Below are 24,973 nucleotides of genomic sequence, written 5' to 3'. Positions count from 1 at the left end.
CAAGTCTCCTCGGCATCCCTCATGCCGGGGAGACGCGCAGCGTCGTCCCGAAGCACGAAGAGACGCCGCGCCTTCCTAAACTTCCATTGAAGTGGAACTCTCAACCTATGACGGCGAGCCGCCAACCCTGCTCATATCCAGCTCGACGCGCAGGATGTCACCCGGTTTGATTTCCGTACTTTCGTTGGCGACGATATCTTGAAAGCTGCCATTCACGATACGACTGATCGAGAACACCAGTTTCTGGCGCAGCGTGGCCGCGGAAATATTACCGGAAGACTTGGCGATCTCGGCCATAGCCTGGAGTTGTGTATTGCTGCGGCGCTCCATGCGGGCAATGTTGAGGTCAATATCCTGCAAATTGGTAGCTGCTTCGCTTTTGCGAATTTCTTCCAGATTGGCGATGCGCTGCTCCATGGCAAGCTGGTTCTGTCTTGCCCGTGCAAGAAACGAAGCAAGCTCCAGCGCAGCGCGCCGTGTGGCCGACAGATCACGCTCCATATCGCGCAGGTTGGATTTTGCAGCCAGGCCGCGATCCACCAGCGACTTGCTGGAATCCACATTCTCCTGCAACAGCCCGATTTCGGTGTCGTGCAGCTTGATACTCTGCTGCAGGGTCTGGATTTCATCGCCATAGCTCGCTGCTTGCGCTTCAAGCGCCCGACGCTCGGCTGCAAGATTGTTGCGGCGGACGTTGAACACTGTCTTTTCACCGTCCAGCATCTTCTGCGTCAGGGCCACGGTTTCCTTGTTCGCAGCCGCCTGATCCGGCAGAGTATAAGTAAAATCCGTGCCGTTCAGTTCTGCCTCGAAACGGGCCCGCCGGATTGCCATGGCAGTGATCTGCATCTGCAGGTCGACATATTCCTGCTGCGCGGAAATAAGCTGCATCCCGGCAGTCAGGGCTGGAGACTCCGCTTTTCCGGCTCCGCCACCCAGCGCCATGAGTTCAAGCACCACCATTCCGGGCCGGAACTGATATTTTCCCGGCGCCTTCACATCGCCAACGACAAATACCGGCGCATATTGATTGATCGTTGCTGTGACCGTCAGTCCCGGAATATGCTGGGATAGCGATCCCGCGATCTTCTCGCTGATTTCGTTGGTGGTCAGCCCGGTGACGGAAATATTGCCCACGACCGGATAACCGATATTGCCGTCCACATCGACCGGGTAAAGCCCGGTGAGTGACGGTTGCCCATAAACGGTTACCTGCAGCACGTCATTTGCGCCAACCCGATAGGCTTGTCCGTCCGCAAGCGCTCCAAAAGTCCCGCCGACCAGAATGAGGCCCGAAAGCATAGTGGCCCGAAGATGGGTACCAATGCGATTCTTGATGATCCTGTATGACATGGTTTGCCCTCACGCCTGTTCCTGTGCGCCATCCGCATCTGGTTTCCGGCGCCGCGCGAATATCGCGCTTATGCTCCGCCGTGCTTTCTGCAAGCCCAGTCCGCAAAGCACCACGGGGAGCACTATCCAGCTGCGATAAGACGAAGAATTATGGTTCACGACCGCCAGCGCGGGCTTGCGCCCGAACGACGCCATCGTCTGTATCAGTGCATTGGTCGCAAGCTGGTCCTGTCGGTCGGACGGAACCACAAGAAGCGCCGTATCCGTCGCCCGCGACAGGAGAACCGAGCGCTTGTCTTCCATGACCGCCGGCAGATCGACAAGGATGATCTTGTGATCCGCGCGCAATTGGGCAATCAGCTCGGCCAGCCAGTCTCCGTCACGCATCTGCCTGTTCGGCTTGATGATATCGATCCCCGAACCGTGATCATGCACGAGCGTTGCGCCGGAAAGCGGACGCCCTGTAGAAACAGCACCGTAATCACCATGCGGAAGCCCGAAGGCCTCCGACAGGCCCGACCGCTTGTTTGTCGCATCGATGACTGCAACCGTTAAGCCGGTCGCGGCGATCTGTTGCGCGAGCGCGGTGATCAACAGGGTCTTTCCCTCGCCATCGGACAGGGAGACGACGGACAGCGCCAAGGAATCCCGGCCGCGTGTCAGTGTCCGCAGACGATCGTGCACGGATTTGATTGCACGACCGAACGGGCTTGCCGGATCGAGACCGCGATTGACGAGAAGCGGCACAGTCAGCTGCGGCGAAACCGGCAGCAACGTCGCAGCCGGAATGCCGGGCAGCATCAGAGATGCCGTCTGTGCGGGCCTGATCTTGTCGAATGTTTCCTTCAGCATGGTGCCTGCAAGTGAAACCAGTCCGCCCAACCCCAGCCCCAGCAGCAGCCAGTTGGCGAGGTTCGGGCTGGCCTTGGCCATCGCCGGCTCCGCAGGCGAGATCATCTGTGCTTCGGGCGCGGCAATGCCGTCCTGTTCGATCAGCTGCTTGTAACGCGTGAGATAGCTTTCATAGACCGTGCGGCTGGCATTGGCCTCGCGGTCCAGCTGCCCGGCCCTGACTTGCGCCTGATTGGCTTCGGCAAGATCGGCTTCCGCATCTTTCAATGCGCCTTCCAGTCCGCTGCGCCGCTGACGCGCAATCTGGATTTCATTGCCAAGGCTCTTGATGATTTCGCCGACCTGGCTCGAAATCTGCTGCTTCAACGCTTCCTGTTCCGCCTTCAGCACAGGAATTTCAGCGCTCTTCAACGCGCCATTCGACTGCAATTCGCCAAGCTGGCGTTCGACGCGTGCTGCCTCATTGCGCAAGGTCTGGATCGCAGGCGAAGCCAGCACCTCGGCCAGTGCAGGCGCTTCATTGTTGTTCTTCAGCTCTGATGCCGTGCGCAATCGTGCTTCGGCGAGCGAGACTGCTCCCGTTGCGGCGACAATTTCATTGTTCAGAGCCGCGACGCGCTGGGCCTGAAAGCTGATCTGTCCCTGATCGCCCGCAAGCCGTGACTTCTGGCGGAACTCCTCCGCAGCACTTTCGGCACTTTCAAGATCGCTGCGCAAGGTACCAAGCTTTTCGCCCAGCCATTCGCTGATACGCCGCGTGGCCGATTGTTGCACGTCGATCTGATGATTGAGATAGGCCGTGGCAAAGGCATTGGCGACCTGGGCCGCATAAACCCGATCGGAAGCGCGGTACGAAATGAAGATCGTATAGGAACGGCCATCATTTGTGACCCGCAACCGCGAAAGAAGAAGGTCGATCTGCTGGCGTTCCCGCATGGCCGGATCGACATCGCGTGCGCTCTTCGCCTGCGATCCTGTATTCGAAGCAGACGACAACACCGTGCGCGAACGGAATTCCGTCGGCACGACAATGTTCTCCGCTTGCAGAATGTCGATGACCTTGCGCGCCATCATACGCGAATTGATGATATCGAGTTCGGAACGCAGAACCGGACTGTCCTGCGGCAATGGGGTGATCGCGCTTTCATTGGGAAGCGCCTGCAATCGCCGCATATCCAGCACCAGCACAGACTCCGACACATAACTGACTGGTGCTGTAAGATATCCTGCGAAGCCGACACCGATGCCTGCAAGCACCGGTACAATCAGCATCATCCTTCTACGTTTTATAGTGTCGAGCAGGTCAGCCACCGGCTGCCGCCCGTTTCCTGCTGAAACGTCGGAGATAATCACCAAAAGTCTCCTTCACGGAACAATTCTATCCGTCGGCCGGGCGGCTTCGCTGCCGCCAGTTGCGCCCTACTGCAAGTCGGAGAACGATGTTTCCGACGGGAACAGCTCGTTGATGATGCAAGCCACTTCGGTACGGTTGGACGCCTTCAGCTTCTTCATGATGTTGCGGATATGAACCTTGACCGTGCTTTCCCGCAGCTTCAGCTCATAGGCGATGATCTTGTTCGCCTTGCCGCGGCGCAGCGCATTGACCACTTCGGCCTGACGCTGGGTAAACATTCCGCCGAGAGGTTGCAGCCGCTGTGAGTTCGGATCGGTGGCGTGACGCAGAGCGAGCACACTGCTGGCTGGAACAAAGGTTCCGCCCGCCATGGCAAGCCGCAATGCTTCAACGCAGACATTCACATTCACCGATGTTGGAATATACCCCTTCACGCCATGGTCGAGCGCTTTGAGAACCTGCGAGATTTCTTCCTTGTCGGCCAGAAGAATGACCGGTGCCGGAGCGCAGTCAGTAACAATGCGATTGAGATAATTTCCGACAGCCGGGTCCGAAACCTTCTGGCCACCGATGTTGAAGAGCACTGCACCTGCGGTGCGGCCCTTGCGCTGATGTTGCCACTGCTCGAACGAGCTGAATGTGGCGATCGACATTTCGATACTGTGGTTTGTCAATCCATGTGCGAGGCATTCGCGATCCAACGCACGGTTGTCTATGATGACCAGTAGCGGCAACATGCTGTCGTTAGGCTGTTCAGGTTTAAAAGAACTATCTTTTGACGCCCCAAAGCCATTATTCTTTAATTCACTCGTCCTGCTACTGAATTGTGGAGAAATGTTCATCTGTTCGCCCTCTAATCCGACTTATGCGCACGACCCCATTGTTTGCACATCACAATCACGGAAGCGCATCGGTTACCTGTTTTATTTTTCTTCTTGAGATCTAGACAAAACCCCGGAAGCAATTCTTGTTTTTGTTCTTATTTTGATGAAAAGACTGCCTGAAAATTCTTTGAGTGTCATTAACCTAGATTAAGGGTTTCGGCAAAATATGGTTTAGACAAAGCGCGGATATATACCCAATTAGTGGTAGAAATTACTACCTTGCCAAAACAAATGGCCTCGCTGAAACTCTTTAGATACCTGGCCTCCTTGGAAGAGCCTGGGGAAACGAACCGTGGGGGGCGCTCGACTTAAAACTTATATGCACTCATGCTGGGCGAAACGGCAGGTAGGCTCTATGGTGGTAAATGCCGACGAAGCAAAAACGCTGCGCCATTTTCTGGAAAGCGCGCCTATCAGTGCGGTTTTCAATGAAAGTGACCTGAGCGTTCTTAGCGCCCTGCCCATATCCTCAAAAAACTATGCCCCGCACACCGTGGTGAGTAGCCAGGGAGACTGGGCCAATTCGGTTCACATAATAAAGAGTGGTTGGGGCTGCATCTATCGCGATCTTCCCGATGGTGATCGCCAGATTCTGGACTTTCCCATGAAAGGTGATTTTCTGGGTTTCCGAACCGGGCTCGGCTTCAACTATTATACCCTGATTTCGGTTACCGAGCTTTCTGTCCTCGAAATCTCCCTGGATCATCTCACCGAAAGCCTTCTCAACTCCCCTCGTCTTGCCATGACATTCATGGAACTGATGGCGCGTCAGCGTGCCATTCTGATTGAGCATCTCATCAGCATAGGCCGCCGAAGTGCACTTGTGCGTATCGCGCATCTCCTGCTCGAACTGGGGCACAGGGCGCGGATCAACGGAACGGGCGATGAAAACAGCTTTTTCTGTCCGCTGACACAAAGCGAGCTGGCCGATGCACTGGGGCTTACGCCGATCCATATCAACCGGATGCTGCGTGAACTTCGTGAGGACGATCTTCTCGTCTTCCGCAACAATGAGGTCGAATTTCTGAACCGGTCAGCTCTCGTCCATATCTCAAGCTTCGATGAGCACTATCTGACCATGGAAATTTTCCCGCGCGTACGGATCAGCCGGTGAGCGACACGCAAAATCACGGATTATTCCAGCAGGAAACTATCGTTGATAAGTCATCAAAACCCGCATACTAAAAATATTATTCATATATAAATTATACTTCAACTTACACACAGAACCAAAGATTAAAGTGGCTGTCATCGCACCGGATATATCGGTGAAGCCTCAAATACGTCGCCAAATATTCATATATGCGCTATATATTTATCAGAGAATTGTGACTAGTTTCCGCTTCACCATCGTGCCCGGAGGGGCAGCATTGAGGAGGAGGCTCAACGATGCAAGACAACCTCGTCGATTCCGCCGTTGGCAAGGCGACAAAGCGACTTCTGCCATTTCTGGCAATCATGCTGATCCTGGCCTTTCTGGACCGCGCCAATATCGGTTTCGCCAAGTCCGAGTTTCAGGCTGACACGGGCTTAAGTGATGCTGCCTATGCATTCGGAGCCGGCATATTCTTTATCGGATATGCGCTTTTTGAAGTTCCCAGCAACATCATCATGCACAAGGTCGGCGCACGCCTCTGGCTGAGCCGGATCATGATTTCGTGGGGTATCGTCTCCGCCGCCATGATGTTCGCTCATACGGAAGGCGTCTTCTACACGCTGCGTTTTCTGCTCGGCGTTTGCGAGGCCGGTTTCTATCCGGGCGTCCTACTTTATCTGACCTATTGGTTCCCCGCGAAGCAGCGCGCACGCGCGACCGGTATCTTCTATCTTGGCGTTCCGCTGGCGCTCGTCCTGGGAAGCCCGCTTTCCGGCTGGTTGCTGACCCATCACGGTATTTTTGGCCTCACCAACTGGCAATGGATGTTCGTGGTCGAAGGGCTCGGCGCATCACTGGTCGGGATCATCGCCCTTTTCTACCTGACGGATCGCCCCGAAAAAGCGCGCTGGCTCTCGGTCGAGGAGCGCGATGCCCTCACACGGGTTATCGCCGCGGAAGAAGCCGCAAAAGAAACACAGGCCCAGCATTCAGCCATGTCGGTACTGAAAGACCGCCGCGTCTGGGCTTTCATTGGCATCTACTTCTTTCTGCAGATCGGCACCGCGCCTTTGACCTTCTATTTCCCATCGCGCTTCGCACAGGCAGCATCGAATGGGCAGATGAATCTTCTTATCGGCTCGCTTCTCGCCCTTCCCTGGCTGTGCTCGGTCATCGCAACCCGTTATTTCACGGTTCTGGCCGACCAGACCAACCAGCATCGGCTTGTCTGCATGGGCATGGTCATCGCTGGAACAGTGGCGCTCGCCGTCATCGGGCTCACCGGCAACCCATGGCTGATGCTTCTTGCGGCCTGCATTGCCGTGCCGGGCCTCACAGCTTCGCAACCTGTATTCTGGAGCCTGCCTACCCGTTATCTGGGCGGGATCGGCGCGGCCAGCGGCATCGCTTTCATTGTTTCCATCGGTAATCTCGGTGCATTCTTCGCGCCGCAAATCAAGAATTGGGCCGATGTCGCAGTGGGCAATCATGATGCTGGTTTCTACACGCTTGCGGCCCTTTGCGGCATCGCTGTTCTGCTTCTCGCAGGTGCCCGCAAGGCCGCTCCTGCAGAGCGAGTGGTCACTGCCAAATAAGGTTCATCTTCGCGAAATTATTGAAACAGAACCCTCGCTCCGGCGGGGGTTTTTCTGTTCCAAATATGTGAAGTCACTCTATATTCAGCGATCGAAATCAACCTTCGAAAGGACTGCACAATGAGGATAAGCGCCCGCAATCGACTAAAGGGAACAATCGTCGAAGTCACCAAAGGGGCAACCACATCCCATGTCCGGATCGATATCGGCAATGGTGTGATCGTTACCTCCTCCATCACCAATGAGGCTGTCGACGAGCTTGGCCTGAAAGCTGGCGGCGGCGCTTATGCCGTGGTGAAGGCATCCGACGTGATGATCGCAGTTGACTGAACTCTGCAATTGAAGCGTTTGTTGCGTGTGAAGAAAATCTTCTTCGCACGCAACCTCCCTTCTTCAACAGTTCGTCACTTGCGACGGGCTGGAATAGTTGCTCCCTTCGTCCTAGATTCAGGGCACATATCAAGGGAGCGCATATCATGACCTACAGCAAGAACCCCGAAGCGATTGCGAAGCTCACGCCCGAGCAATATCGCGTCACGCAGGAAAGCGGCACCGAGCGCCCCGGGACCGGTGAATATCTCTACAACAAAGAGCCGGGAATTTACGTCGATATCGTTTCGGGCGAGCCGCTCTTCGCCTCAGCCGACAAATATGAGTCCCATTGCGGATGGCCCAGCTTCACCAAGCCGATCGAACCCGCCAATGTTGCCGAACTGAACGATATCTCGCATGGCATGGTACGGACCGAAGTGCGCTCGGCACATGGCGACAGTCATCTGGGCCATGTCTTCCCGGATGGGCCGGTTGATCGCGGCGGCCTTCGCTATTGCATCAATTCGGCCTCACTCCGTTTCGTTCCAAAAGACCGAATGGAAGCGGAGGGATATGGTCAGTATCTCGATCAGGTCGAAGATATCGGTTGATTTCTATGTCAGGCCCGGACCCGTTTCGGGCCTGAATGCTCTCCAAAGATAGAGGCGACCTTGCCAGACGAAACAAAGAATTCCGTTCGGATTTTAAACCCTGACAATGTCGCACCGCCTATAGCGGCCTATTCACATCTGGCAGTCATTCCGTCCGGCACGGAACTTCTGGTTATTGCAGGCCAGGTCGGCATGGACTTGAGCCGTACAGTTCCCGAAGAGCCGGAAAAGCAATATGAGCTGGCTCTGCGCAACATTGTCGGCATCCTCGACAGTCAGGGCCTCACACCGGCCAGTCTGGTGAAGCTGAACATCTTCCTCGTGGACCGGCTCGACCCGGAACGCGCCAAAAAAATCCGCGCTGAGTTGCTGGGTGACAGCCTTCCACCGACCACGCTCGTTTATGTCGCCGGACTGGCACGGCCCGAGCTGAAGGTCGAAATCGAGGGCATGGCCGCGCGAAGTATTTGAAATAAAATGCCTGCGATATGGAAATAATTTGCATACAAATTAATTGATCCACAGGCATTACATCAGGCCATGAAGTAAGACTTCTTTCTGTCGCAATGATCACTAATCTGATCCAGCGCACCGCTTCGGCGGAATCAGGCAAATGCGCAGCCTCGGTATGATTATGCTATCACCACACATACCGAGGCTTTCCGGGGCTTTTGGCCGTTTCATGTCCATTACGCCGCCCCATTCCAGATAATTCTACACTCTGATAGGTAAATCAACTGGCACAATGGTTGCAGCCACAGCATGATTTCCATTGCAAATAGCGAAAAACTATATTCAATATACTGTCTTACTATTAAAGGACGACCGATTTCGATAACGCAACATTTTGGGAGGCAGCTTGGACAGCGCAGTTGGGGCCTACCGGATTTATTCTGAAAAGGAGTGCTCGGACGCACCTGCACTCGACTGGCCCTATGTTTGCGCACTGCACCTGCTCCGAGAGCCCTTCGAGAACGCGATTTCGGAGTTTCTCGCCTTCGTGGGCAATGCATCGCGGGCTGATCGCGCCTGGATGATTGAGTATTCGCCTGATCTGCTGCGGTTTTGTAACACGCATGAATGGTGTAAAGGCGATACAACCGCCTATATTTCCGAACTTCAGGAAACCCCAACCACGCTGATTGGCTGGCTGCACCGCTATCTGAGCGAGGGACAGGCCGTCGCCGTCCACGATGTCAGGGGGCTGCCGCGCACCGCGCGCGCCATTCAGGCTGAATTCCTGCGTCAGGGCAATCAAAGCATACTCAGCATACCGGTTTTTCATCAGCGTCGGCTGCGAGGGATCGTCGGTTTCGATACGACCGTGGAAGCCAGACACTGGTCGCGCGCAGAAATCAAAGCCATGTTCCAATGTGCGTGCCTGATCGCACAGGCGAAATATTCGACCTCCGATGAGGAAGCGGTGTCAGACGAAGAGCCTGACCCGACATCAGTAATCTATGTCAGCAAACGCGGGGTAATGCGCGGAGTGTCCCCGGAGGAAATCATCGGGGTGCGCTCGGCTGGCAATTACAGCGAGATATGGCTTGGCGATGGTTCCTCCGTTCTTGATTCCAGACCGCTTGGCATATGGGCAGGCATTCTTCCCGCTAGCGTCTTCTTTCGCATTCACCGCACGACGTTCATAAACGTGCTGCATGTATCGGACTTGGACAGAAGTACCATCGACAAATGGCTGGTCAGGATGCGCGGCATCGATCAGTCGTGGCCAGTCTCGCGATCCTATCGAAAAGCGTTGCGGGAGCGTCTGGGCTTCTAGCCTTTGTTTCGCCTTGTTTTCGTCCGCCCGTCGCCACAAAATTTGATGCAAAATAAGCAGGTTTTGCTCCAAGAAATGCCGCTTCAGCGCCGAACGGACACAAATCCCGAACTTGCCTTAATTTGAAATCGGCGCTTGGTGCATAATCCGATCGAAGTGAAAAGAGGATCGGTAAGATTATGCTTTGGGAAGAAAAGTTTAGAGCACCGATCTGATTGAATCAGATCGGTGCTCTAAGACAGGTCCAGATGTGCCTTTAGCGGCATGTCGTCATGAACCGGAACAGTCTGCCTTTCGATCATGCGATGGACGAGCGGCGGCTTGTCCCCCTTGTGCAAAGAAAGGAGCCGTTCCGACACTTCGGCATCGGCCTGGGTGCGACGCTGGTTATGGCGGACATACTCGACCCAGGTTGGCACGTGATAACTTTCCGTCCAGGTTTCCGGGTTCTCCAGATCACGCAGCAGCACCCATTGCCGGGCACCGTCGCGGATGCGCATACGGCGGCGCAAAGCCATGGCGGAAAGGAAGGCTGGAACATCTTCCTGTGCGATCTTATAGTCGACCATGATCATGATTGGACCGCTGCGCGAACGCAAATCCAGCCGAAGCTGCGGCTCGCTGAAACGGTTGAGCGGATCGAGATTGAGGTCTTCAAATTCAGGCTGCGGCAGGAGCAGACCGATCAGCGCGCCGAACATCAGCACCACGGCAGCAGCCAGAAGCGCGCCTGGCACGCCATATTCATCTGCGACAGAGCCCCAGAGCCAGCTACCTGCCGCCATCCCGCCGAAAGTCGCCGTCTGATAGAGCGCCAGAGCACGCCCCACCACCCAGCGCGGCGTGGAAAGCTGCACAGTAACGTTGAACAGCGACAGCGCCAGAACCCACGAAACACCCGCAGGCAGCAGGAAAATGCAGCTCAGCCACATATTCCGGCTGATCGACAGCAAGGCACAACTGATCGCAAAGGCCACAAAAGCGCCGCGCACCAACCATTCATTGCCGAGAAGTTCGCGAAGCCGGGCACTGAGCAAGGCGCCGCCAATGGCGCCAAGCCCGAAAAAGCCCAGCATGATACCGTAGGTGAGCGCTGTTCCGTGGACGAGATCGCGCGCGACGAGCGGCAAAAGCGCCAGAATGACAATCGCGGACAGGCCGAACAGAAACCCCCGGAACATCACCTTGAGAAGGTTCGGCGACATGGCGACATAACGCAGCCCTGCCACCATGGCCGGTCCCAGCGTTTCGCGCGGCAGGGTGGATTTGACCGTTTCCGGCTTCCACTGCCATAGCGCCAGAATAAGCGCACAATAGCTGAACGCATTGAAAATGAAGGCAAAAGCAGCACCCGCTGCCGCAACGATGATACCGCCGATGGCAGGACCAATGCTTCGCATGAGATTGAAGCTCATGCTGTTGAGCGCTACAGCTGCGGGCAGATTGGTGCGGGGCACGATGTCCCCCATCGACGCCTGCCATGACGGGTTGTGCAAGGCCCCGCCGCAGCCGATCAGGAATGTGAAGCTGAGCAGCATCCATGGTGTGAGAATGCCAAGATAGGCAAAAACCGCCAGTGCAACCGAAACAATCAGTAGTAAAACCTGCGCGGTGAGCATGATGCGGCGGCGGTCGAAATTATCGGCCAAGGCGCCTGCAGCAACTGAAAAGATCATCACGGGCAGAGTTGTCGAAGCCTGCACCAGTGCAACCATATCGTCCGAATGGGCGATGGTTGCCATCATCCAGCCAGCACCGACCGTCTGCACCAGACCGCCGAGGTTGGAAACCAATGTAGCTGACCAGAGCGCCCGAAATGTTTTGTATTGGAAAGGCGCCAGGGGGGAAATTCTCTGCGGCACCGGACGACCTCCCGTTCCATCTGCCTAATAGAGCGGATACGTGAATCTCTCCCAAGGGACAAGGGGTTAAAACCAAAACCGGCGCAGAACTTCTCCTCCAGTGAGACTTCCAAACGGTTTTTCTCCCCCGATTGACTCCACCTTTCAATTAGGTAGACTGGTCTACCTAATTATTCGGATGAAATATGATGGACGATCCCGCGACACCTAGTTCAAAACCGGCACGCGAGCGGCTTCTGCAAGCGGCAGCGGAACTGTTTTACGATGCAGGTATTTCGGCGACCGGGATCGACGCGATCATCCAGCGTGCGGGCGTGGCAAAGCAGAGCCTCTACAACAACTTCGCATCCAAGGCGGAGCTGGTGGCCACCTATCTGGAGCATCGCCATGCCGAATGGTTGGGCCTCTATGACAATCGCCTGGAAAAGGCAGCAAGCCCGATGGATGGGATACTGGCCATATTCGACGCTTACCGCGATCACGCGGAATTTGCCTACGAACACGGGTTTCGCGGCTGCGGGCTGCTGAATGCGGCAGCAGAACTGCCCGCTGGCGATCCGGGCCGCAAGGCGGTGAGAAAACACAAGGAAGAAGTCGAAGGCCTGCTTGTGACACATCTCACCGGCTTGATCCCGGACGATCCGCCCCGGGTCCGCCAGCTCGCCGTGCAGCTCTCCTTCATTCTCGAAGGAGCAATCATGCGGGCTGGCCTTGAAGGCAATAGTGCGCGTCTTGGCGAGGCCAAGGCCATGGTCACGACAATTTTGAAACCAGTGTAAAATGCAATCATCAAAAAACTATCTTCTGGGAGTGACCGCCATCATCGTCGCTTCCACCATCTGGGGCACGACAGGCACCGCAGCAACCTTTGCGCCCGAGGTTGGCGCGGCGGCGATCGGCGCCGCGGCCATGGGACTTGGCGGACTGGCGCAGGCAGCAATCGCCTGGCGCGGACTGATCGCTTCACGAAAGGCGCTGGCCGATCAATGGCGCGTCCTGTTAGTGGGAGCCGTCTGCGTCGCGATCTATCCCCTCGCTTTCTATGGCTCCATGCGGATGGCTGGCGTGACCATCGGAACAGTCATTTCGCTCGGTTCCGCCCCGCTTCTTTCGGCAGGGATTGAGTATCGGCAAAGCGGCTTTCGCCCTTCGCTGCGCTGGCTGGCAGGTGCGATCATCGGCATTGTCGGCATGGTCCTGCTCAGCATGTCGGAGGACGGCGGCGGCCATGCCGCGTCTACAGAAGGCTCCACACTCATGGGAGCCTTGGTCGGATTGGTGGCGGGCTTCACCTATGCGCTTTATTCCTCATGCGCGCGCCAGCTGATGCAGGGCGGCATATCATCGACAACCGCCATGGGCGCGACTTTCGGTATAGGCGGTCTTTTGTTGATGCCGGTTCTGCTCGCAACCGGCGGACCGTTCCTCGCCTCGTGGAACAATGCAGCTGTCGGCCTATACATGGCCTTCGTGCCGATGTTCCTCGGCTATGTCTGCTTCGGTTACGGGTTGAGCCGCGTTGAAACCAGTGTGGCGACGACGATCACACTTTTTGAACCGGTTGTCGCCGCGTTCTTCGCAGTGGTGATTGTCGGCGAACGCCTTTCCGCCCTCGGCTGGTTTGGTGTTCTTCTGGTTGTCATCTGCCTTGTCTGCATCACCATACCGACCCGCAGCCAGAAAGCCCCGCTGGAAGTGCCCGAGCCATCAACCTGACGCGCATCTTAGTCCGAAAACCGTTTCACACTTTTCGGGATGCGCTTTTTAACCAGGCTTTGACTGCGTCGACCGATTCCGGATGACGCGGTTTTCGCAGGGAAACCGCATAGAAATCCGCGCCCACCCGCAGCTCGGTGGCCATTGGCTGGACGAGGCTGCCCGCTGCAACTTCCTTTTCCACGAAGAAGCGGCTTGCCAGCGCCAGCCCCTGCCCGGCAATCGCCGCATCGATGGCAAGTGACGTCTGGTTAAAGCGGATATTCTTCGGCGATGTCGACACGCCGTCCGGAAAAGCCTTTTCCAGATATTGCGGCCAGAAATTATGTGCGTCGTGCAGCAGCGGATAGCGTTCCAGGTTTTCCGGCAGCCCCGGATCATCAAGCCTTTCGACCAGCACCGGGCTTGCCACGGCGACAATCACGTGCTCGAAAAGCAGCTCCGCGTTCAGTCCCGGACCGAAAGGCGGCTCGCCGTAGCGTACCGCCAGATCGACGGCATCGGTCTGGAAATTGGCGACCTTGTCGCTGGCGACAATGCGCAATTCTATATCGGGATGTGTGTGCGTAAATTCCGCCAATCGCGGGATCAGCCACTTCGACGCGAAGGTCGGCGTCACGCTGATGGTCAGGTGCTGCGGCTCGGGTCGCAGCATTTCGGTCGCCTCCGAAAGCAGGTCGAAAGCCCGTCGCACATTGGCAATATATGCACGAGCCGGTTCGGTCATGACCAGCGTGCGGGGTTGGCGTTCAAAGAGTTTCAGTCCAAGCTCTGCCTCAAGCCCGCGTATCTGCTGGGCCACTGCTGCCTGTGTCACGCCAAGTTCTTCCGCTGCCAGCCGGAAATTCAGATGTCGCGTGACGACTTCAAACACACGCAGACCATTGAGCGAGGGAAGCCTTTTCATGAGTTAAACTCGATAGAATTTCTATTGATTAACGTTACGCGTTTTCGTTCGTCACGATAATGGCTCTCCGCTATAACGTCAAATAATGGTTGTCGACAGTTGCGACCTAGTGCAACATTTCGGAAAAAGGAACGCATCATGACAGTAGAAAAAGTAGCGATTGTAACGGCGGGCGGAAGCGGCATGGGTGCAGCCGCCGCGCGCAGGCTTGCGCAGGACGGTTTCAAGGTTGCAATCCTCTCATCCTCCGGCAAGGGCGAAGCGCTGGCACAGGAGCTGGGTGGCCTCGGCGTCACCGGCTCGAACCAGTCGAATGATGATCTGAAGCGCCTCGTAGACCTTGTTCTGGAAAAATGGGGCCGTATCGACGTGCTGGTAAACAGCGCAGGTCATGGCCCGCGTGCGCCGATCCTCGAAATTACCGATGAAGACTGGCACAAGGGAATGGACACTTATTTCCTGAATGCAGTTCGCCCGTCGCGTCTCGTCGTGCCGACGATGCAGAAGCAGAAGTCTGGTGTCATCATCAATATCTCGACCGCATGGGCATTCGAGCCGAGCGCCATGTTCCCAACCTCGGCGGTTTTCCGCGCAGGGCTCGCCTCTTTCACCAAGATTTTCGCCGACACCTATGCTGCCGACAATATTCGCATGAACAATGTTCTTCCGGGCTGGATCGACAGCCTGCCGAAGACGGAAGAGCGCCGGGCAAGCGTTCCATTGCAGCGCTATGGCAAGAGCGAGGAAATCGCGGCGACGATCGCCTTCCTCGCATCGGATGGCGCCGCCTACATCACCGGCCAGAACCTGCGTGTGGATGGCGGGTTGACGCGGGCTGTTTAAACTACGACTCGACGGTGAGCCGCCGCATGGCGGCTGCCGTTTCCTCATTGGCGGGGAAGAAGGTCTCGATGACCACTTCCGACAGCGTGATATCGACGGCGGTGCCGAATACCGTCGTCGCGCTCAAAAACTCCAGCGGGCCTTCACGGCTGTCGATCCTGAGCGGAATGGCCACCGGATTATCAGTGACAGTTCCCCCACCCGAAGACACCGCGCGCGCGGGGACCGGATAGGATTTCAGTTCATCGAGAAGTGCTGCCAGTCGCGGATCGGCTGAATTGTCCGCATCGCGAGCAAGGCGCGCAAGAATATGGCTGCGCCACTGCCGAAAATTCTGGATGCGCGGGGCCAGTCCTTCCGGGTGCAGGCTGAGGCGAAGCGCATTCACCTCCCCCTGCAGAAGATGTTCCGCCACACCCTCCGTGAGAACACCTACCGCCTTGTTAGCCAGAAGCAGGGTCCAATGCCTGTCGATTGCAAGGGCGGGATGCGGGTTGTGTCCGTGCAGCAGGGCTTCAATCACGCGTCGCGCGGCGGCAAATTCCGGCGCTTCCAACCCTCGCTCGCTGTGAACGGGCGCATATCCGGCGGCAACCAGTATCCGGTTGCGCGCCCGCAGCGGCACGTCCAGATGTTCGACCAGACGCAGAACCATGTCGCGGCTCGGCACCGAGCGCCCTGATTCAAGAAAACTCAGATGACGCTGCGAAATCTCGGCCTCGACCGCCAAGGATAGCTGGCTGAAGCGGCGGCGCTGCCGCCATTCCCGGAGAAGCGAGCCGACTGTCTGTTGTGTTTCGGTCATAGGCTTGTCCGATCCCTTCAACGATTTGACTGCCCATCATGGCTGGCAGGTGCATTCTGGAATGCGTCGCAAAATTCATAGCAACAATTACCTCTCACGTAATCGACCCCAGAACGCAACAGGGCAAATATGCAGCCAGCCCGAAGAACGGGACGCCAAATTGAAAGGTCGATAGGATGAAAACCACACACCCAATATTTGCCCTCAAGCCAATCGTCGCAATCGATGCCGTTACCTGCGCAGCGATGGGTGCCGCGCTTGTCACTGCCTCAGCACCGGTGGGCGAACTGACTGGAATTCCAGCGTCGTTGCTTTACTGGGCAGGCATACTGCTGCTGCCAGTCGCAGCCTTTATGGCCTGGGTGTCGCGGAGCGCAAATCCTCCCGCATGGGCGGTAAACCTCGTCATTCTTGGCAATGGCGCATGGGTAGCAGCCAGCCTTTTCCTGCCTGTTGCGGGGATGATTTTTCCCAATCTGTTCGGCTGGGTTTTTCTCGTTGGACAGGCCGCGGCTGTGACTGTGCTTACCTGGCTCGAAGTTCGCGCCGCCCGCATCCCTCAAACCGCATTCTGATCGAACGGAGACCTCAAATGACCGCTTATGCAATCGCCCAGCTTCGCAATGTCAGGGTCAATCAGGGAATTGTCGATTATCTGAAAGCCATCGATGGAACTCTGGCGCCCTTCGACGGACACTTCATCATTCACGGTGGACCGAAGGATGAACTGGAAGGTCTGTCACCGGACGATCTGATCGTCATCGCTTTTCCCGATCTAGCAACAGCACGCAACTGGTATGCCTCGCCTGCCTATCAGGCGATTATCGAATGGCGCCGGCAAGGATCGGAAGGAGAGGTGTTTCTGATCGACGGCGTCGATAAACATCACCGCGCCGCCGATATTCTGTGAAGCCGAACCAATCCGGCGACAGTTTTCGTTCTGTCGCCGCATTTTCCGGTCAGGCCGCATAACGTTTGGTGCCATCCATCCAGGTTTCGCTGACCTTGATCTTGCCGATCTTCACATCGGGCGCGGTCGGGTCTTCTTCCAGAATGGCGAAGTCTGCGAACTTTCCGGTTTCCAGCGAACCGATCTGGTCTTCCATATGACACTGCCAGGCCGCATCGATGGTAACAGCGCGCAGCGCTGCATCCACCGGAATACGTTCTTCGGGGAAGAACACGTCGCCACCTTCGTTCATCACGCGGGTGACGGCATCCTCGACATAGCGCAGCGGCTCAATCGGTGTCACGTTCCAGTCGGAATGAAGCGAAATCTTGAGACCCGCAGCCAGCGCGGAAGCACACGGATCATAGAAGCGGGCGCGCTCAGGCCCCAGAAGACGGTCGCGGAACGCCTTGCCCCACCAGCGCACATGGCCGATCAGGAAGGACGGCGAAAGCCCCATATCCTTCATACGTACCATCTGCTCCGGGTGGAAAACGCTGCAATGTTCGATGCGATGGCGAAGATCGCTGTTCGAGGACTTTCCGAGAACGGCCTCGTAAGCATCCAGTACCATGTCGATTGCCGCATCGCCATTGGCGTGAACGCCAACCTGCCAGCCGCCTTCATGCGCCCGGCGGATCACTTCCGTTACCTGCTCAAGGCTGTAGTTCAGGGCGCCGCGCGCATCGGTGCCCAGATAGTTCTCGCGCTGATAACCGGTCTGCGCCTGATTGGAACCATCGGCCCACGCCTTGATGCCATCGACGCGGAAAAGATCATTGCCGCGACCGGGTTTGATCCCCTCCTTTTCCCATTCATCCATGATCGTTGACACGAGCATACCACGATAGCGCACCGGGGCCTTGCCTCCGCCCAGAACCGCATCGAGGATTTTGAGATCCTGCGCACCGGCCATGATGCCGATGCCGCAATCGTGCAGCATGGTGCAGCCAACGGAGCTTGCGTGATCCAGAAAACGCTGGACGCGCCCGATCATATCCGCCGCAGTCGGAGACGGCATGACGCCAAGGAATTCCTGTTGCGCCGCCATCTCTTCCAGGCGCCCGGTCAGGCTGCCATCGGCATCCTTCACAAAGCGCGCACCGGACGGGTCAGGCGTCTCGCGGGTGATACCGGCGGCCTTGAAGGCGGCACTGTTGGCATAGGCGATATGGCCGTTGCTTTCCTGCATGAAAAATGGATTGTTGGGCGCAAGTGCATCCAGTTCGGCAATCGTCGGAATTTTGGCATCGCGGGTGATGCTGGCATCAAACTGCTGCGCGCGCACCCATTCCCCCGGCTTGGCATCAGCCACGCCTTTCTGCAACTTCGACCAGACGGTCGCGTAATCCGGTGTCGTGATCGGGCTGACATCGATCCAGTCCTCGAATGCCGTGAACACGAAATGCATATGCGGATCGATCAGGCCCGGCATCAGGGTGCGGCCCTGAAGATCCACCACCTGCGCTCCGGAACCGATGGCGGATTGCACGTCATCCAGCTTGCCGACGGCCAATATCTTGTTGCCGCGAATGGCAATCGCTTCGGCACGCGGCGCCTTGTCATTCATGGTCAGGATTGTCCCGCCCTTGAAGATGATATCGCCCGCGGGTGCTGCAGCCTGCTGCGCGAATGCCATGCCCGGCGAAGAACAGGCAAAGGCCGAAGTCGCGGCGGCAGCGCCGAGATATTTGAGAAAATCGCGCCTTGAGGCCGTGGACCGCAGAAACGCCACCATACCCGGATTACAGGCTATACACATCTGAATATCCTCTTTACCGCCACAACAAAAAAGCCATAGATCAAGTGGCAATTATTTTTGTATCGAGACGATACTTATACAATATTACAATTTATTAAATAGATATTATTGTTACTTTCATTAGTATTTACTAAAATAAACGCTCTACAAGATGATCAATTATAAGAAATAAAGATAGACATAGATACATGTTTTGTCTTCGCGATTTCGTGTGCTCGTAACTTTGAGACTGCCTTTTGCACGACAGACACGCACCCGAGCATCGAAATGCGCATTAAAAAAATCCGCCGCAAACCGACGGATTTCACAAGAATTCTCGCAAATTAGGGGGCAATCAGCTGCGTTTGGTTTTTCGCTGCGCCCGCTTGGCTGTATTATGCGCTATGGCAGCTTGAACGAGTGCGATGAAGGCATCTTCGTTGACCTCTTCACCTTCGCTTATGTCCAGCGCGCGGCGCGTATTGCCTTCAAGACTGGAATTAAAGATGCGGGTGGGATCGTTCAGCGCTGCGCCATTGGCAAAAGTCAGCTTCACGACCTTCTTGTAAGTCTCGCCGGTGCAGATGATGCCGTCATGCGACCATACCGGCACGTCACGCCATTTCCATTCCTCGATCACGTCGGGATCGGCCTTCTTTATGAGCGCCCGCATTCGGGCGAGCGTCTCGCCGCGCCAGTCATCGAGCTCGACAATCCGCCCGTCAATAAGCTTTGAAGCGTCATTATCATCTGTCATGAAACCCCTCCCAGAGCGTCTTTCGATCTGTGCTCCAACCTACATTTTCTCGCCCGGTAGCTGGCTTGCCTGCCTGATCCAGTCCGTCAGCTGGGCTTCATCCACATCGTCGTGCTCATGAATGTGGAAATAGCGCGTATCCTGGCTCTTGGATTCAACCGGCGGCATCGGCTTCAGCTTTGCGCCGCGAAAGAATGCAACCTTTATATATTTGTCGAAACAATGATAGCTGAGGAACCACCCCTCTCCCTTCATTCCGTAGAAGGGGGAATTCCATTTGACCGCTTTATGCACATCGGGAACGGTACGCACGATGAGAGCATCCAGGCGGCGACCTGCTTCGCTTTTCCATCCCGGCATGGCAGCGATATAGGCCTGAACCGGCGCATCCCCTTCCCCTTTTGCAATCTGGGGATTGCCGCCCGACAAAAGTACCGGACCGTCAGGTTTTTTATCGGTCATTACGTTTCCTCCACTGATCGCGTCTCCCGCCGGTTCTTCGTTGCTGGGACCATACATCTCATCCGGTTTGCGACCAAGCTTTGGATGACAGGAAAGAACAACTCCCGTTTCAGCCATGTCTCGTGTAAGCAAAGCTGACCACATCAAACAAGCAGATGGCAATGAGACGATTTTTCCACCTCGCGGCACGCGGAATTTGTCTGGCATTTCTATCGCCAGGCCTGATGAACCTTGCTTTCGCGGAAGAAAATCTTCCTCGCCTTCTGCCAGAACCGGGCGTGAGCGCGCATATCGAAAGACGCAAAGAGGGTTATGTTCTGACCCAGCCCGATGGATCGAAACTCGTTTTGCTGGATTCCGATTGGCTCAACGGACTGGACGGGCCTGTCAGCTTCGAAACCGGCGACTATGACTTCGATGGCTACACCGATTTTTCTTTGGGCGCCCGCGAAGCGGGAAGCCTCGACGTTGGCGTCGCGCTTTATCTCTATAATCCAAAAGCCAAAGCCTTTTCCCCACTGATTATCGAGGACGAACTTGGCGGAAAACTGAATTGCGGCGAGCTGTGGAATGTCGAACGCATCCCGGAACGAAAGCTGATCAAAAGCAGCTGTAGTCTGGATGGGCATTATAACCGCGTCGACATCCTGTCGATTGATCGCGACCAGACGGTGCGGCTTGTGGAACAATCGCGCCCGGAAGAGCAGATGTCTGGCTGGCCCTACCTGATGAAACCCATGCGCATGGTCACCTATGACGCACAGGGAAACAGCGTTCTTGAAGTGCCTTTGGCACCGGATGAAACGGAACAAGGCTGGGAGGTTCCTGTAGAAAAGCTGGCCCTGTACAGCGATCCTGACCGGCAAAGCACCACAAATTCCTATCTGGCCAAAGGCGACAAGGCGCGCAAGCTTGTCTTTGCCGGCGATGACTGGATGAAAATTGCCTATCAGGGCAAAACCGGGCCGCTGGAGGGCTGGATATCCCTGAAAGAGGCCTATGACCTTGCGGCCTGGCAGGCGGAAAACGGGCAAAAACTACAATCCTTGCAGCTCGGTCTCGCGGATTACAGCGAGGTCGACAAGGATCAGGATTATTACAAGCACCTGTTCACGCTGACGCTGGCCAATGAAAGCCGCGAAGCCGTAGAACTCGGCTATGGTGAATTGCACCTGATTTTCACATCTGCCGACGGCCAGCAAACCACTCATAAGCTCTATGATCTCTTCAACAAGACCCTTGAGCCGGGAAAGAGCGAAACACTCGATGATAATCCCGTACAGAAGCGCGGCGGGCAATTTGTGATCTATCACCCGGTCGGCGACGATGACGCCTATTCGCCGTTCTTTCCCGAAGGGCTGACTACAGGAAAATACAAGATCCGCCCCATCCTGACCGGCCCCAACCTGAAGAGCCCTATTTACGGTCAGGACGAAATCGAGATGGATTATCCACCTAAACTACCGGACAGCCTGATCGAACCGTGAGCTGGCACTCGCTTTGGCAAGGGCATCAAGAGCCATGCTCGCCGGCAAAGCTGGTGAAAACAGGAAGCCCTGCCCGGCATTGCAACCGAGCTTACAAAGCATGTCGCGATCTTCCTCGGTCTCGATCCCTTCGGCAGTGACCTTGATGCCAAGAGCATCGCCCAGCTCGACCATGGCGCGCACGATGTGCTGATCGCCTTCGGATTCGGCAATGCCGCGCACGAAAACCTTATCGATCTTGATCTTGGTGATGAGGCCCTTCTTCAAGGAGGCGAAAGTAGCAAAGCCGGTGCCAAAATCGTCAAGTGCGATAGAGACACCAGCGCTCGACAGCACTCCGAGACTGTCACTCATCCCCCGCTGATCGAAGGGAGCTTCCTCCGTTATCTCGATTTCAAGCATGGACATCGGAAGTTCGCGTTTTTCCATCTGGGACAGGATTTCGTGCGGAATGCGTCCCCCCGCCAGTTCGCGAGGGGAAAGATTCATGGCAACTGTCAGATCGCTGCGCCCGCCTTCGGTGAGCTTGTCGATCATCTCGCAGCAATTGAAGAGCACATTATTCGTCAGCTGACGCACCACACCCACTTCGCACGCAACATCGATGATTTCCGGCGGGGGAATTGTGCCGTGCTGCGGATGATCCCAGCGCAGCAGTGCCTCAAAACCAACCATGCGCCCACTGGAGAGTTGCACCACCGGCTGAAAGTAGGTTTGCACCTGCCCGGTTTCGATTGCAATGCGCAGGTCTCGCTCTATGCTTTGCTTGCGCTCCCACTCGTGCTGCAGACGCTTCTCGAAAAAATAATATTCGTTGCGTCCGCGTTTCTTGGCCGCATAAAGCGCGAAGTCGGCGCGCAGCAACATTTCGACCGGATCGAGACGCTCCAGCCGGCAAATGCCGACACAGGCGCCGATCTCCACCGACAGAATCCCCTCATAATGGGCGGTCAGACTGCCGATGATGCGTGCGGCCACCAATCCGGCCTCGATCTTGGCTGAGGGCTCGGGATAAGCGAGTACGAATTCATCACCGCCAATACGCGCCAGAACGGAACGCTCCGGCGAGACCTGACGGATACGCTGCGCAATGGCGACAAGGAGGTCGTCACCCACCTTGTGACCATAGGTGTCGTTGACGGACTTGAACCCGTCGAGATCGATCAGCATGACGATGAACGGGCCGTCTTTCACAGGATAGAGGCGAATGGAGGTTTCAAGGCCGCGCCGGTTGAAGAGCCCCGTCAACGGGTCCTCCTGCGACTTGAGCGCCATTTCGTCAGCCAGCTGCTTGGCTTCGTGTTTCAACCTGCTGGTCTGGATGAAGCGGTTCTGCCCCAAAAGTGCGCCACGCGTAAGCCCGAGCCAGAACAGAACAACTGCAACGGCAATCACGCCATATTGCAGGTCGGTTTGCAGGACCAGACACACCACCGTCACGACAAGCGGCGGCGTTATGAAATTGATTGCAACGGCGGCATAGGACGAGCCGTAGGTGACGGCGCCCGCGCAGATACCGGCCAGAATGACCAGATAGACCGACGATTGCGGATCAGAGAACCCATGGGAAAGAATGGCGATACCGGCCCAGACGAAACCGGCCATAGCGCCAAGCAGTTGAAAGCGGGCGAGCTGGCGCTGCAGAACCGCGATATTCTCAACTGGCGCAGCCGGGCTTCTATAATAGGCTATCGCATCGATAAAGCGCAGCGCATTGATGATATTGACCAGCGCGAACCAGATGATGGGCATCCAGAAATGCCCGGCAGCAATCTGGACCAGTAAAATGAGCACGGACAGAATCGTGCTGATGGGCATCGAGAAGCGCGCGCCGTCGCAAATCTCCCTGAGCTGGTCCGCAAGTATCTTGTCGGCTATCGGGCTGTCCTGCCTGCCATAGGCCGACCTGACCAGTTGAAGCCAATATTCAGTTCTCGACCCCATTTAAACGCCACCACTGGCCAGAGCACGTTCAGCTTTTTTCCAATCGGGACGCCCCTCGTGTCCTGATTAAAAAGGAATGACAGCAAACCTGCCCCCGACTGACAACTATAACATGCATACAATCTAAAATGCCAATGGTACGGCAGTTCAATCAAGACGATCACTTCGGCGGACAAGGCATACCATCGACATGCCGCTTGAGGCGCGCGCTCAACAATAGTTAGGGACGCGCAGGAACCCATGCCATGCGCCACAGTTCGGACAAACCAGGGAATGTTCTATCCCGGAATTACTCGGTCGACTGTTCTTCCGCCGTCAGCAGCAGCTTGTCGATGCGGCGTCCGTCAAGGTCAACGATTTCGAACACCCATCCGTTCTTGACGAAGGTTTCACCCACATCCGGCAGATGCTTCAGTTCCTCAAGCGCCAGCCCGGCAACGGTGTTGTATTCCGCATCGTCGTCAATCGGGAAACGCAAAAACTCCGAGAACTCGTCAATCGGCATCCAGCCCGAGACGAGATAAGAACCATCCGCCCGGCGCACGATAGCCTTTTCCTCGATATGGTCCTCCTGCATGGCGCCGATGATCGCTTCCATCACATCGCCCGCAGTAATCACACCTTCAAAATGACCGTACTCGTCATAGACGAGCACCATATGCGTTGGCGTGCCGCGAATGGCTTCCACCACGTCGAGCGCATCGGAAAAGTCCGACACGACCGGAACATCACGGACGATCTCGCGCAGATTGACACTGCCCCTGGAGGACAGCTGATTGAAGAAGTCGCGCACCTGTAAGACGCCGATCACTTCATCGGAATCTTCGCCGCGCACAGGAAGCCGCGAACGGCTTGTATTGTGCAGTTGCAGGCGAATTTCATCGAAACTATCATCCACATCGACCATTTCGACATCCATGCGCGGCGTCATCAGCCCGCGTGCCGTCCGGTCCGCAAGGCGCATAACGCCTGCAATCATGCGGGATTCCTCCGTTTCGATCACGCCCGCGCTATGCGCTTCGGCGAGAACGGACTTGATCTCTTCGTCGGTCACGCCGTCGCTCGACTTGCCCGACTGGCCAAGCAGTCTCAAGACCAGACGGCCCGATGTATCGAGAAGCCAGACCAGCGGTGCAGCCATCTTGGACAGCAGTGTCATGGTCGGCGCTACACGGCTTGCAACCGCTTCCGGCTCACGCAGTGCGATCTGCTTTGGCACGAGTTCGCCGACAATCAGCGACAGATAGGTGATGACCACGACCACCGAACCGACGCCAACAGCATCGGCAAGGGCTGGCGACAAGCCTTGCCCAAGAAGCCAGCCCGACAAACGGGCACCCAGCGTCGCGCCAGAAAATGCACCCGACAGAATGCCGACCAGCGTGATGCCGATCTGGACGGTGGACAGGAAACGGCCGGGATTATCGGCAAGCTCGATGGCCATGCGGGCGCCGCGGCTGCCCTTGTCGGCCATTACCCTCAGTCGCGCTGGGCGGGAGGAAACCACTGCGAGTTCCGACATGGCGAGAACACCATTGAGGATCGTCAACAGCACGACCGTAATTATTTCAAAGTACAAAACTGCCCCTCGGGATCAGATAATCGGAATATAATGATAGAAAGGAACCGCCCCTCTTTCCAGAGGCCGCGACACAAAATACTG

General features: G+C 56.3%; 23 protein-coding genes. 12 read left to right on the top strand and 11 right to left on the bottom strand.

Annotated features, from left to right (window positions below; genetic code table 11):
* Nucleotides 1–105 precede the first annotated feature (105 nt).
* From CES86_RS10850 to CES86_RS10840, 3 genes are all read right to left on the bottom strand, one after another.
* A complete protein-coding gene (locus CES86_RS10850) occupies nt 106–1,353 on the bottom strand; it encodes a polysaccharide biosynthesis/export family protein (RefSeq protein WP_012092800.1) in 1,248 nt (415 codons plus the stop codon).
* A 9-nt stretch (nt 1,354–1,362) separates the two neighbouring features.
* Nucleotides 1,363–3,558: a GumC family protein gene (locus CES86_RS10845; protein WP_029927718.1), complete on the bottom strand. Its 2,196-nt coding sequence runs from the start codon at nt 3,556–3,558 to the stop codon at nt 1,363–1,365.
* Nucleotides 3,559–3,624: 66 nt separating this feature from the next.
* Entirely contained in the window at nt 3,625–4,401 is a 777-nt protein-coding gene (locus tag CES86_RS10840) for a response regulator transcription factor (protein ID WP_012092799.1), read from the bottom strand.
* A gap of 397 nt (nt 4,402–4,798) precedes the next feature.
* Here CES86_RS10840 and CES86_RS10835 point away from each other — a divergent pair, with 397 nt between their 5' ends.
* From CES86_RS10835 to CES86_RS10810, 6 genes are all read left to right on the top strand, one after another.
* Nucleotides 4,799–5,557, top strand: a complete 759-nt coding sequence (locus CES86_RS10835; protein ID WP_010658565.1) for a Crp/Fnr family transcriptional regulator — start codon at nt 4,799–4,801, stop codon at nt 5,555–5,557.
* A gap of 275 nt (nt 5,558–5,832) precedes the next feature.
* Nucleotides 5,833–7,134, top strand: coding sequence for an MFS transporter (locus CES86_RS10830; protein ID WP_029927720.1), 1,302 nt, complete (start codon nt 5,833–5,835; stop codon nt 7,132–7,134).
* Nucleotides 7,135–7,254: 120 nt separating this feature from the next.
* On the top strand, nt 7,255–7,464 hold the full coding sequence (locus CES86_RS10825; protein WP_029927722.1) for a TOBE domain-containing protein: 210 nt from the start codon (nt 7,255–7,257) through the stop codon (nt 7,462–7,464).
* Between the two features lie 146 nt (nt 7,465–7,610).
* Nucleotides 7,611–8,057, top strand: coding sequence for a peptide-methionine (R)-S-oxide reductase MsrB (gene msrB / locus CES86_RS10820; RefSeq protein WP_010658562.1), 447 nt, complete (start codon nt 7,611–7,613; stop codon nt 8,055–8,057).
* A 60-nt stretch (nt 8,058–8,117) separates the two neighbouring features.
* Nucleotides 8,118–8,528: a RidA family protein gene (locus CES86_RS10815; RefSeq protein WP_010658561.1), complete on the top strand. Its 411-nt coding sequence runs from the start codon at nt 8,118–8,120 to the stop codon at nt 8,526–8,528.
* A 388-nt stretch (nt 8,529–8,916) separates the two neighbouring features.
* A complete protein-coding gene (locus CES86_RS10810; protein ID WP_029927724.1) occupies nt 8,917–9,837 on the top strand; it encodes a LytTR family transcriptional regulator DNA-binding domain-containing protein in 921 nt (306 codons plus the stop codon).
* A 233-nt stretch (nt 9,838–10,070) separates the two neighbouring features.
* Here CES86_RS10810 and CES86_RS10805 read toward each other — a convergent pair whose 3' ends face one another.
* Nucleotides 10,071–11,699: an MFS transporter gene (locus CES86_RS10805; RefSeq protein WP_010658559.1), complete on the bottom strand. Its 1,629-nt coding sequence runs from the start codon at nt 11,697–11,699 to the stop codon at nt 10,071–10,073.
* A gap of 188 nt (nt 11,700–11,887) precedes the next feature.
* On the opposite strand from CES86_RS10805, the gene CES86_RS10800 reads away from it, so the two are divergent.
* Nucleotides 11,888–12,478 carry a TetR/AcrR family transcriptional regulator gene (locus CES86_RS10800; RefSeq protein WP_029927726.1) on the top strand — a complete coding sequence of 197 codons (591 nt, stop codon included), beginning with the start codon at nt 11,888–11,890 and terminating at the stop codon, nt 12,476–12,478.
* Between the two features lies 1 nt (nt 12,479).
* Complete coding sequence (locus CES86_RS10795; RefSeq protein WP_029927728.1) at nt 12,480–13,415, top strand: DMT family transporter; 936 nt, start codon at nt 12,480–12,482, stop codon at nt 13,413–13,415.
* A 25-nt stretch (nt 13,416–13,440) separates the two neighbouring features.
* Here the strand turns inward: CES86_RS10795 and CES86_RS10790 are convergent, their stop codons facing one another.
* Nucleotides 13,441–14,322, bottom strand: coding sequence for a LysR substrate-binding domain-containing protein (locus CES86_RS10790; protein WP_029927730.1), 882 nt, complete (start codon nt 14,320–14,322; stop codon nt 13,441–13,443).
* A gap of 138 nt (nt 14,323–14,460) precedes the next feature.
* Between CES86_RS10790 and CES86_RS10785 the strand changes: the two genes are divergently transcribed.
* Nucleotides 14,461–15,165, top strand: a complete 705-nt coding sequence (locus CES86_RS10785) for an SDR family oxidoreductase (RefSeq protein WP_012092789.1) — start codon at nt 14,461–14,463, stop codon at nt 15,163–15,165.
* 1 nt (nt 15,166) lies between these two features.
* Here CES86_RS10785 and CES86_RS10780 read toward each other — a convergent pair whose 3' ends face one another.
* Nucleotides 15,167–15,970 (bottom strand): helix-turn-helix domain-containing protein, encoded by an 804-nt coding sequence (locus tag CES86_RS10780; RefSeq protein ID WP_036586530.1) that lies wholly within the window; start codon nt 15,968–15,970, stop codon nt 15,167–15,169.
* Nucleotides 15,971–16,146: 176 nt separating this feature from the next.
* Between CES86_RS10780 and CES86_RS10775 the strand changes: the two genes are divergently transcribed.
* Both CES86_RS10775 and CES86_RS10770 read left to right on the top strand, forming a co-directional pair.
* Nucleotides 16,147–16,545, top strand: coding sequence for a hypothetical protein (locus CES86_RS10775; RefSeq protein ID WP_029927735.1), 399 nt, complete (start codon nt 16,147–16,149; stop codon nt 16,543–16,545).
* 17 nt (nt 16,546–16,562) lie between these two features.
* Nucleotides 16,563–16,880 (top strand): DUF1330 domain-containing protein, encoded by a 318-nt coding sequence (locus CES86_RS10770; protein WP_010658552.1) that lies wholly within the window; start codon nt 16,563–16,565, stop codon nt 16,878–16,880.
* Between the two features lie 49 nt (nt 16,881–16,929).
* Here CES86_RS10770 and CES86_RS10765 read toward each other — a convergent pair whose 3' ends face one another.
* The 3 genes from CES86_RS10765 to CES86_RS10755 all read right to left on the bottom strand — a co-directional run bounded on the left by CES86_RS10765 (nt 16,930) and on the right by CES86_RS10755 (nt 19,879).
* A complete protein-coding gene (locus CES86_RS10765) occupies nt 16,930–18,681 on the bottom strand; it encodes an amidohydrolase (RefSeq protein ID WP_029927737.1) in 1,752 nt (583 codons plus the stop codon).
* Nucleotides 18,682–19,015: 334 nt separating this feature from the next.
* Nucleotides 19,016–19,417 carry a DUF1801 domain-containing protein gene (locus tag CES86_RS10760; protein ID WP_029927739.1) on the bottom strand — a complete coding sequence of 134 codons (402 nt, stop codon included), beginning with the start codon at nt 19,415–19,417 and terminating at the stop codon, nt 19,016–19,018.
* Nucleotides 19,418–19,456: 39 nt separating this feature from the next.
* Entirely contained in the window at nt 19,457–19,879 is a 423-nt protein-coding gene (locus CES86_RS10755) for a DUF1801 domain-containing protein (RefSeq protein ID WP_012092783.1), read from the bottom strand.
* 161 nt (nt 19,880–20,040) lie between these two features.
* Between CES86_RS10755 and CES86_RS10750 the strand changes: the two genes are divergently transcribed.
* Nucleotides 20,041–21,366, top strand: a complete 1,326-nt coding sequence (locus tag CES86_RS10750; protein ID WP_235819907.1) for a hypothetical protein — start codon at nt 20,041–20,043, stop codon at nt 21,364–21,366.
* Here CES86_RS10750 and CES86_RS10745 read toward each other — a convergent pair.
* Both CES86_RS10745 and CES86_RS10740 read right to left on the bottom strand, forming a co-directional pair.
* Entirely contained in the window at nt 21,340–23,310 is a 1,971-nt protein-coding gene (locus CES86_RS10745) for a putative bifunctional diguanylate cyclase/phosphodiesterase (RefSeq protein WP_029927742.1), read from the bottom strand. The genes CES86_RS10750 and CES86_RS10745 overlap by 27 nt on opposite strands.
* Before the next feature lie 289 nt (nt 23,311–23,599).
* Nucleotides 23,600–24,889: a hemolysin family protein gene (locus tag CES86_RS10740; protein ID WP_012092780.1), complete on the bottom strand. Its 1,290-nt coding sequence runs from the start codon at nt 24,887–24,889 to the stop codon at nt 23,600–23,602.
* Nucleotides 24,890–24,973 lie beyond the last annotated feature (84 nt).

The organism is Brucella lupini, assembly GCF_002252535.1.
GTDB lineage: Bacteria > Pseudomonadota > Alphaproteobacteria > Rhizobiales > Rhizobiaceae > Brucella > Brucella anthropi.
The sequence above is the reverse complement of the archived record's forward strand: the minus strand, read 5'-3'. Positions and strand labels throughout refer to the sequence as shown.

Bases quoted from the DNA above. Each gene is read 5' to 3' on its own strand.
- CES86_RS10850 (WP_012092800.1), bottom strand. From the start codon at position 1,353: ATGTCATACAGGATCATCAAGAATCGCATTGGTACCCATCTTCGGGCC.
- CES86_RS10840 (WP_012092799.1), bottom strand. From the start codon at position 4,401: ATGAACATTTCTCCACAATTCAGTAGCAGGACGAGTGAATTAAAGAAT.
- CES86_RS10835 (WP_010658565.1), top strand. From the start codon at position 4,799: ATGGTGGTAAATGCCGACGAAGCAAAAACGCTGCGCCATTTTCTGGAA.
- CES86_RS10830 (WP_029927720.1), top strand. From the start codon at position 5,833: ATGCAAGACAACCTCGTCGATTCCGCCGTTGGCAAGGCGACAAAGCGA.
- CES86_RS10825 (WP_029927722.1), top strand. From the start codon at position 7,255: ATGAGGATAAGCGCCCGCAATCGACTAAAGGGAACAATCGTCGAAGTC.
- msrB (WP_010658562.1), top strand. From the start codon at position 7,611: ATGACCTACAGCAAGAACCCCGAAGCGATTGCGAAGCTCACGCCCGAG.
- CES86_RS10800 (WP_029927726.1), top strand. From the start codon at position 11,888: ATGGACGATCCCGCGACACCTAGTTCAAAACCGGCACGCGAGCGGCTT.
- CES86_RS10795 (WP_029927728.1), top strand. From the start codon at position 12,480: ATGCAATCATCAAAAAACTATCTTCTGGGAGTGACCGCCATCATCGTC.
- CES86_RS10790 (WP_029927730.1), bottom strand. From the start codon at position 14,322: ATGAAAAGGCTTCCCTCGCTCAATGGTCTGCGTGTGTTTGAAGTCGTC.
- CES86_RS10785 (WP_012092789.1), top strand. From the start codon at position 14,461: ATGACAGTAGAAAAAGTAGCGATTGTAACGGCGGGCGGAAGCGGCATG.
- CES86_RS10780 (WP_036586530.1), bottom strand. From the start codon at position 15,970: ATGACCGAAACACAACAGACAGTCGGCTCGCTTCTCCGGGAATGGCGG.
- CES86_RS10775 (WP_029927735.1), top strand. From the start codon at position 16,147: ATGAAAACCACACACCCAATATTTGCCCTCAAGCCAATCGTCGCAATC.
- CES86_RS10770 (WP_010658552.1), top strand. From the start codon at position 16,563: ATGACCGCTTATGCAATCGCCCAGCTTCGCAATGTCAGGGTCAATCAG.
- CES86_RS10765 (WP_029927737.1), bottom strand. From the start codon at position 18,681: ATGTGTATAGCCTGTAATCCGGGTATGGTGGCGTTTCTGCGGTCCACG.
- CES86_RS10760 (WP_029927739.1), bottom strand. From the start codon at position 19,417: ATGACAGATGATAATGACGCTTCAAAGCTTATTGACGGGCGGATTGTC.
- CES86_RS10755 (WP_012092783.1), bottom strand. From the start codon at position 19,879: ATGACCGATAAAAAACCTGACGGTCCGGTACTTTTGTCGGGCGGCAAT.
- CES86_RS10750 (WP_235819907.1), top strand. From the start codon at position 20,041: ATGAGACGATTTTTCCACCTCGCGGCACGCGGAATTTGTCTGGCATTT.
- CES86_RS10745 (WP_029927742.1), bottom strand. From the start codon at position 23,310: ATGGGGTCGAGAACTGAATATTGGCTTCAACTGGTCAGGTCGGCCTAT.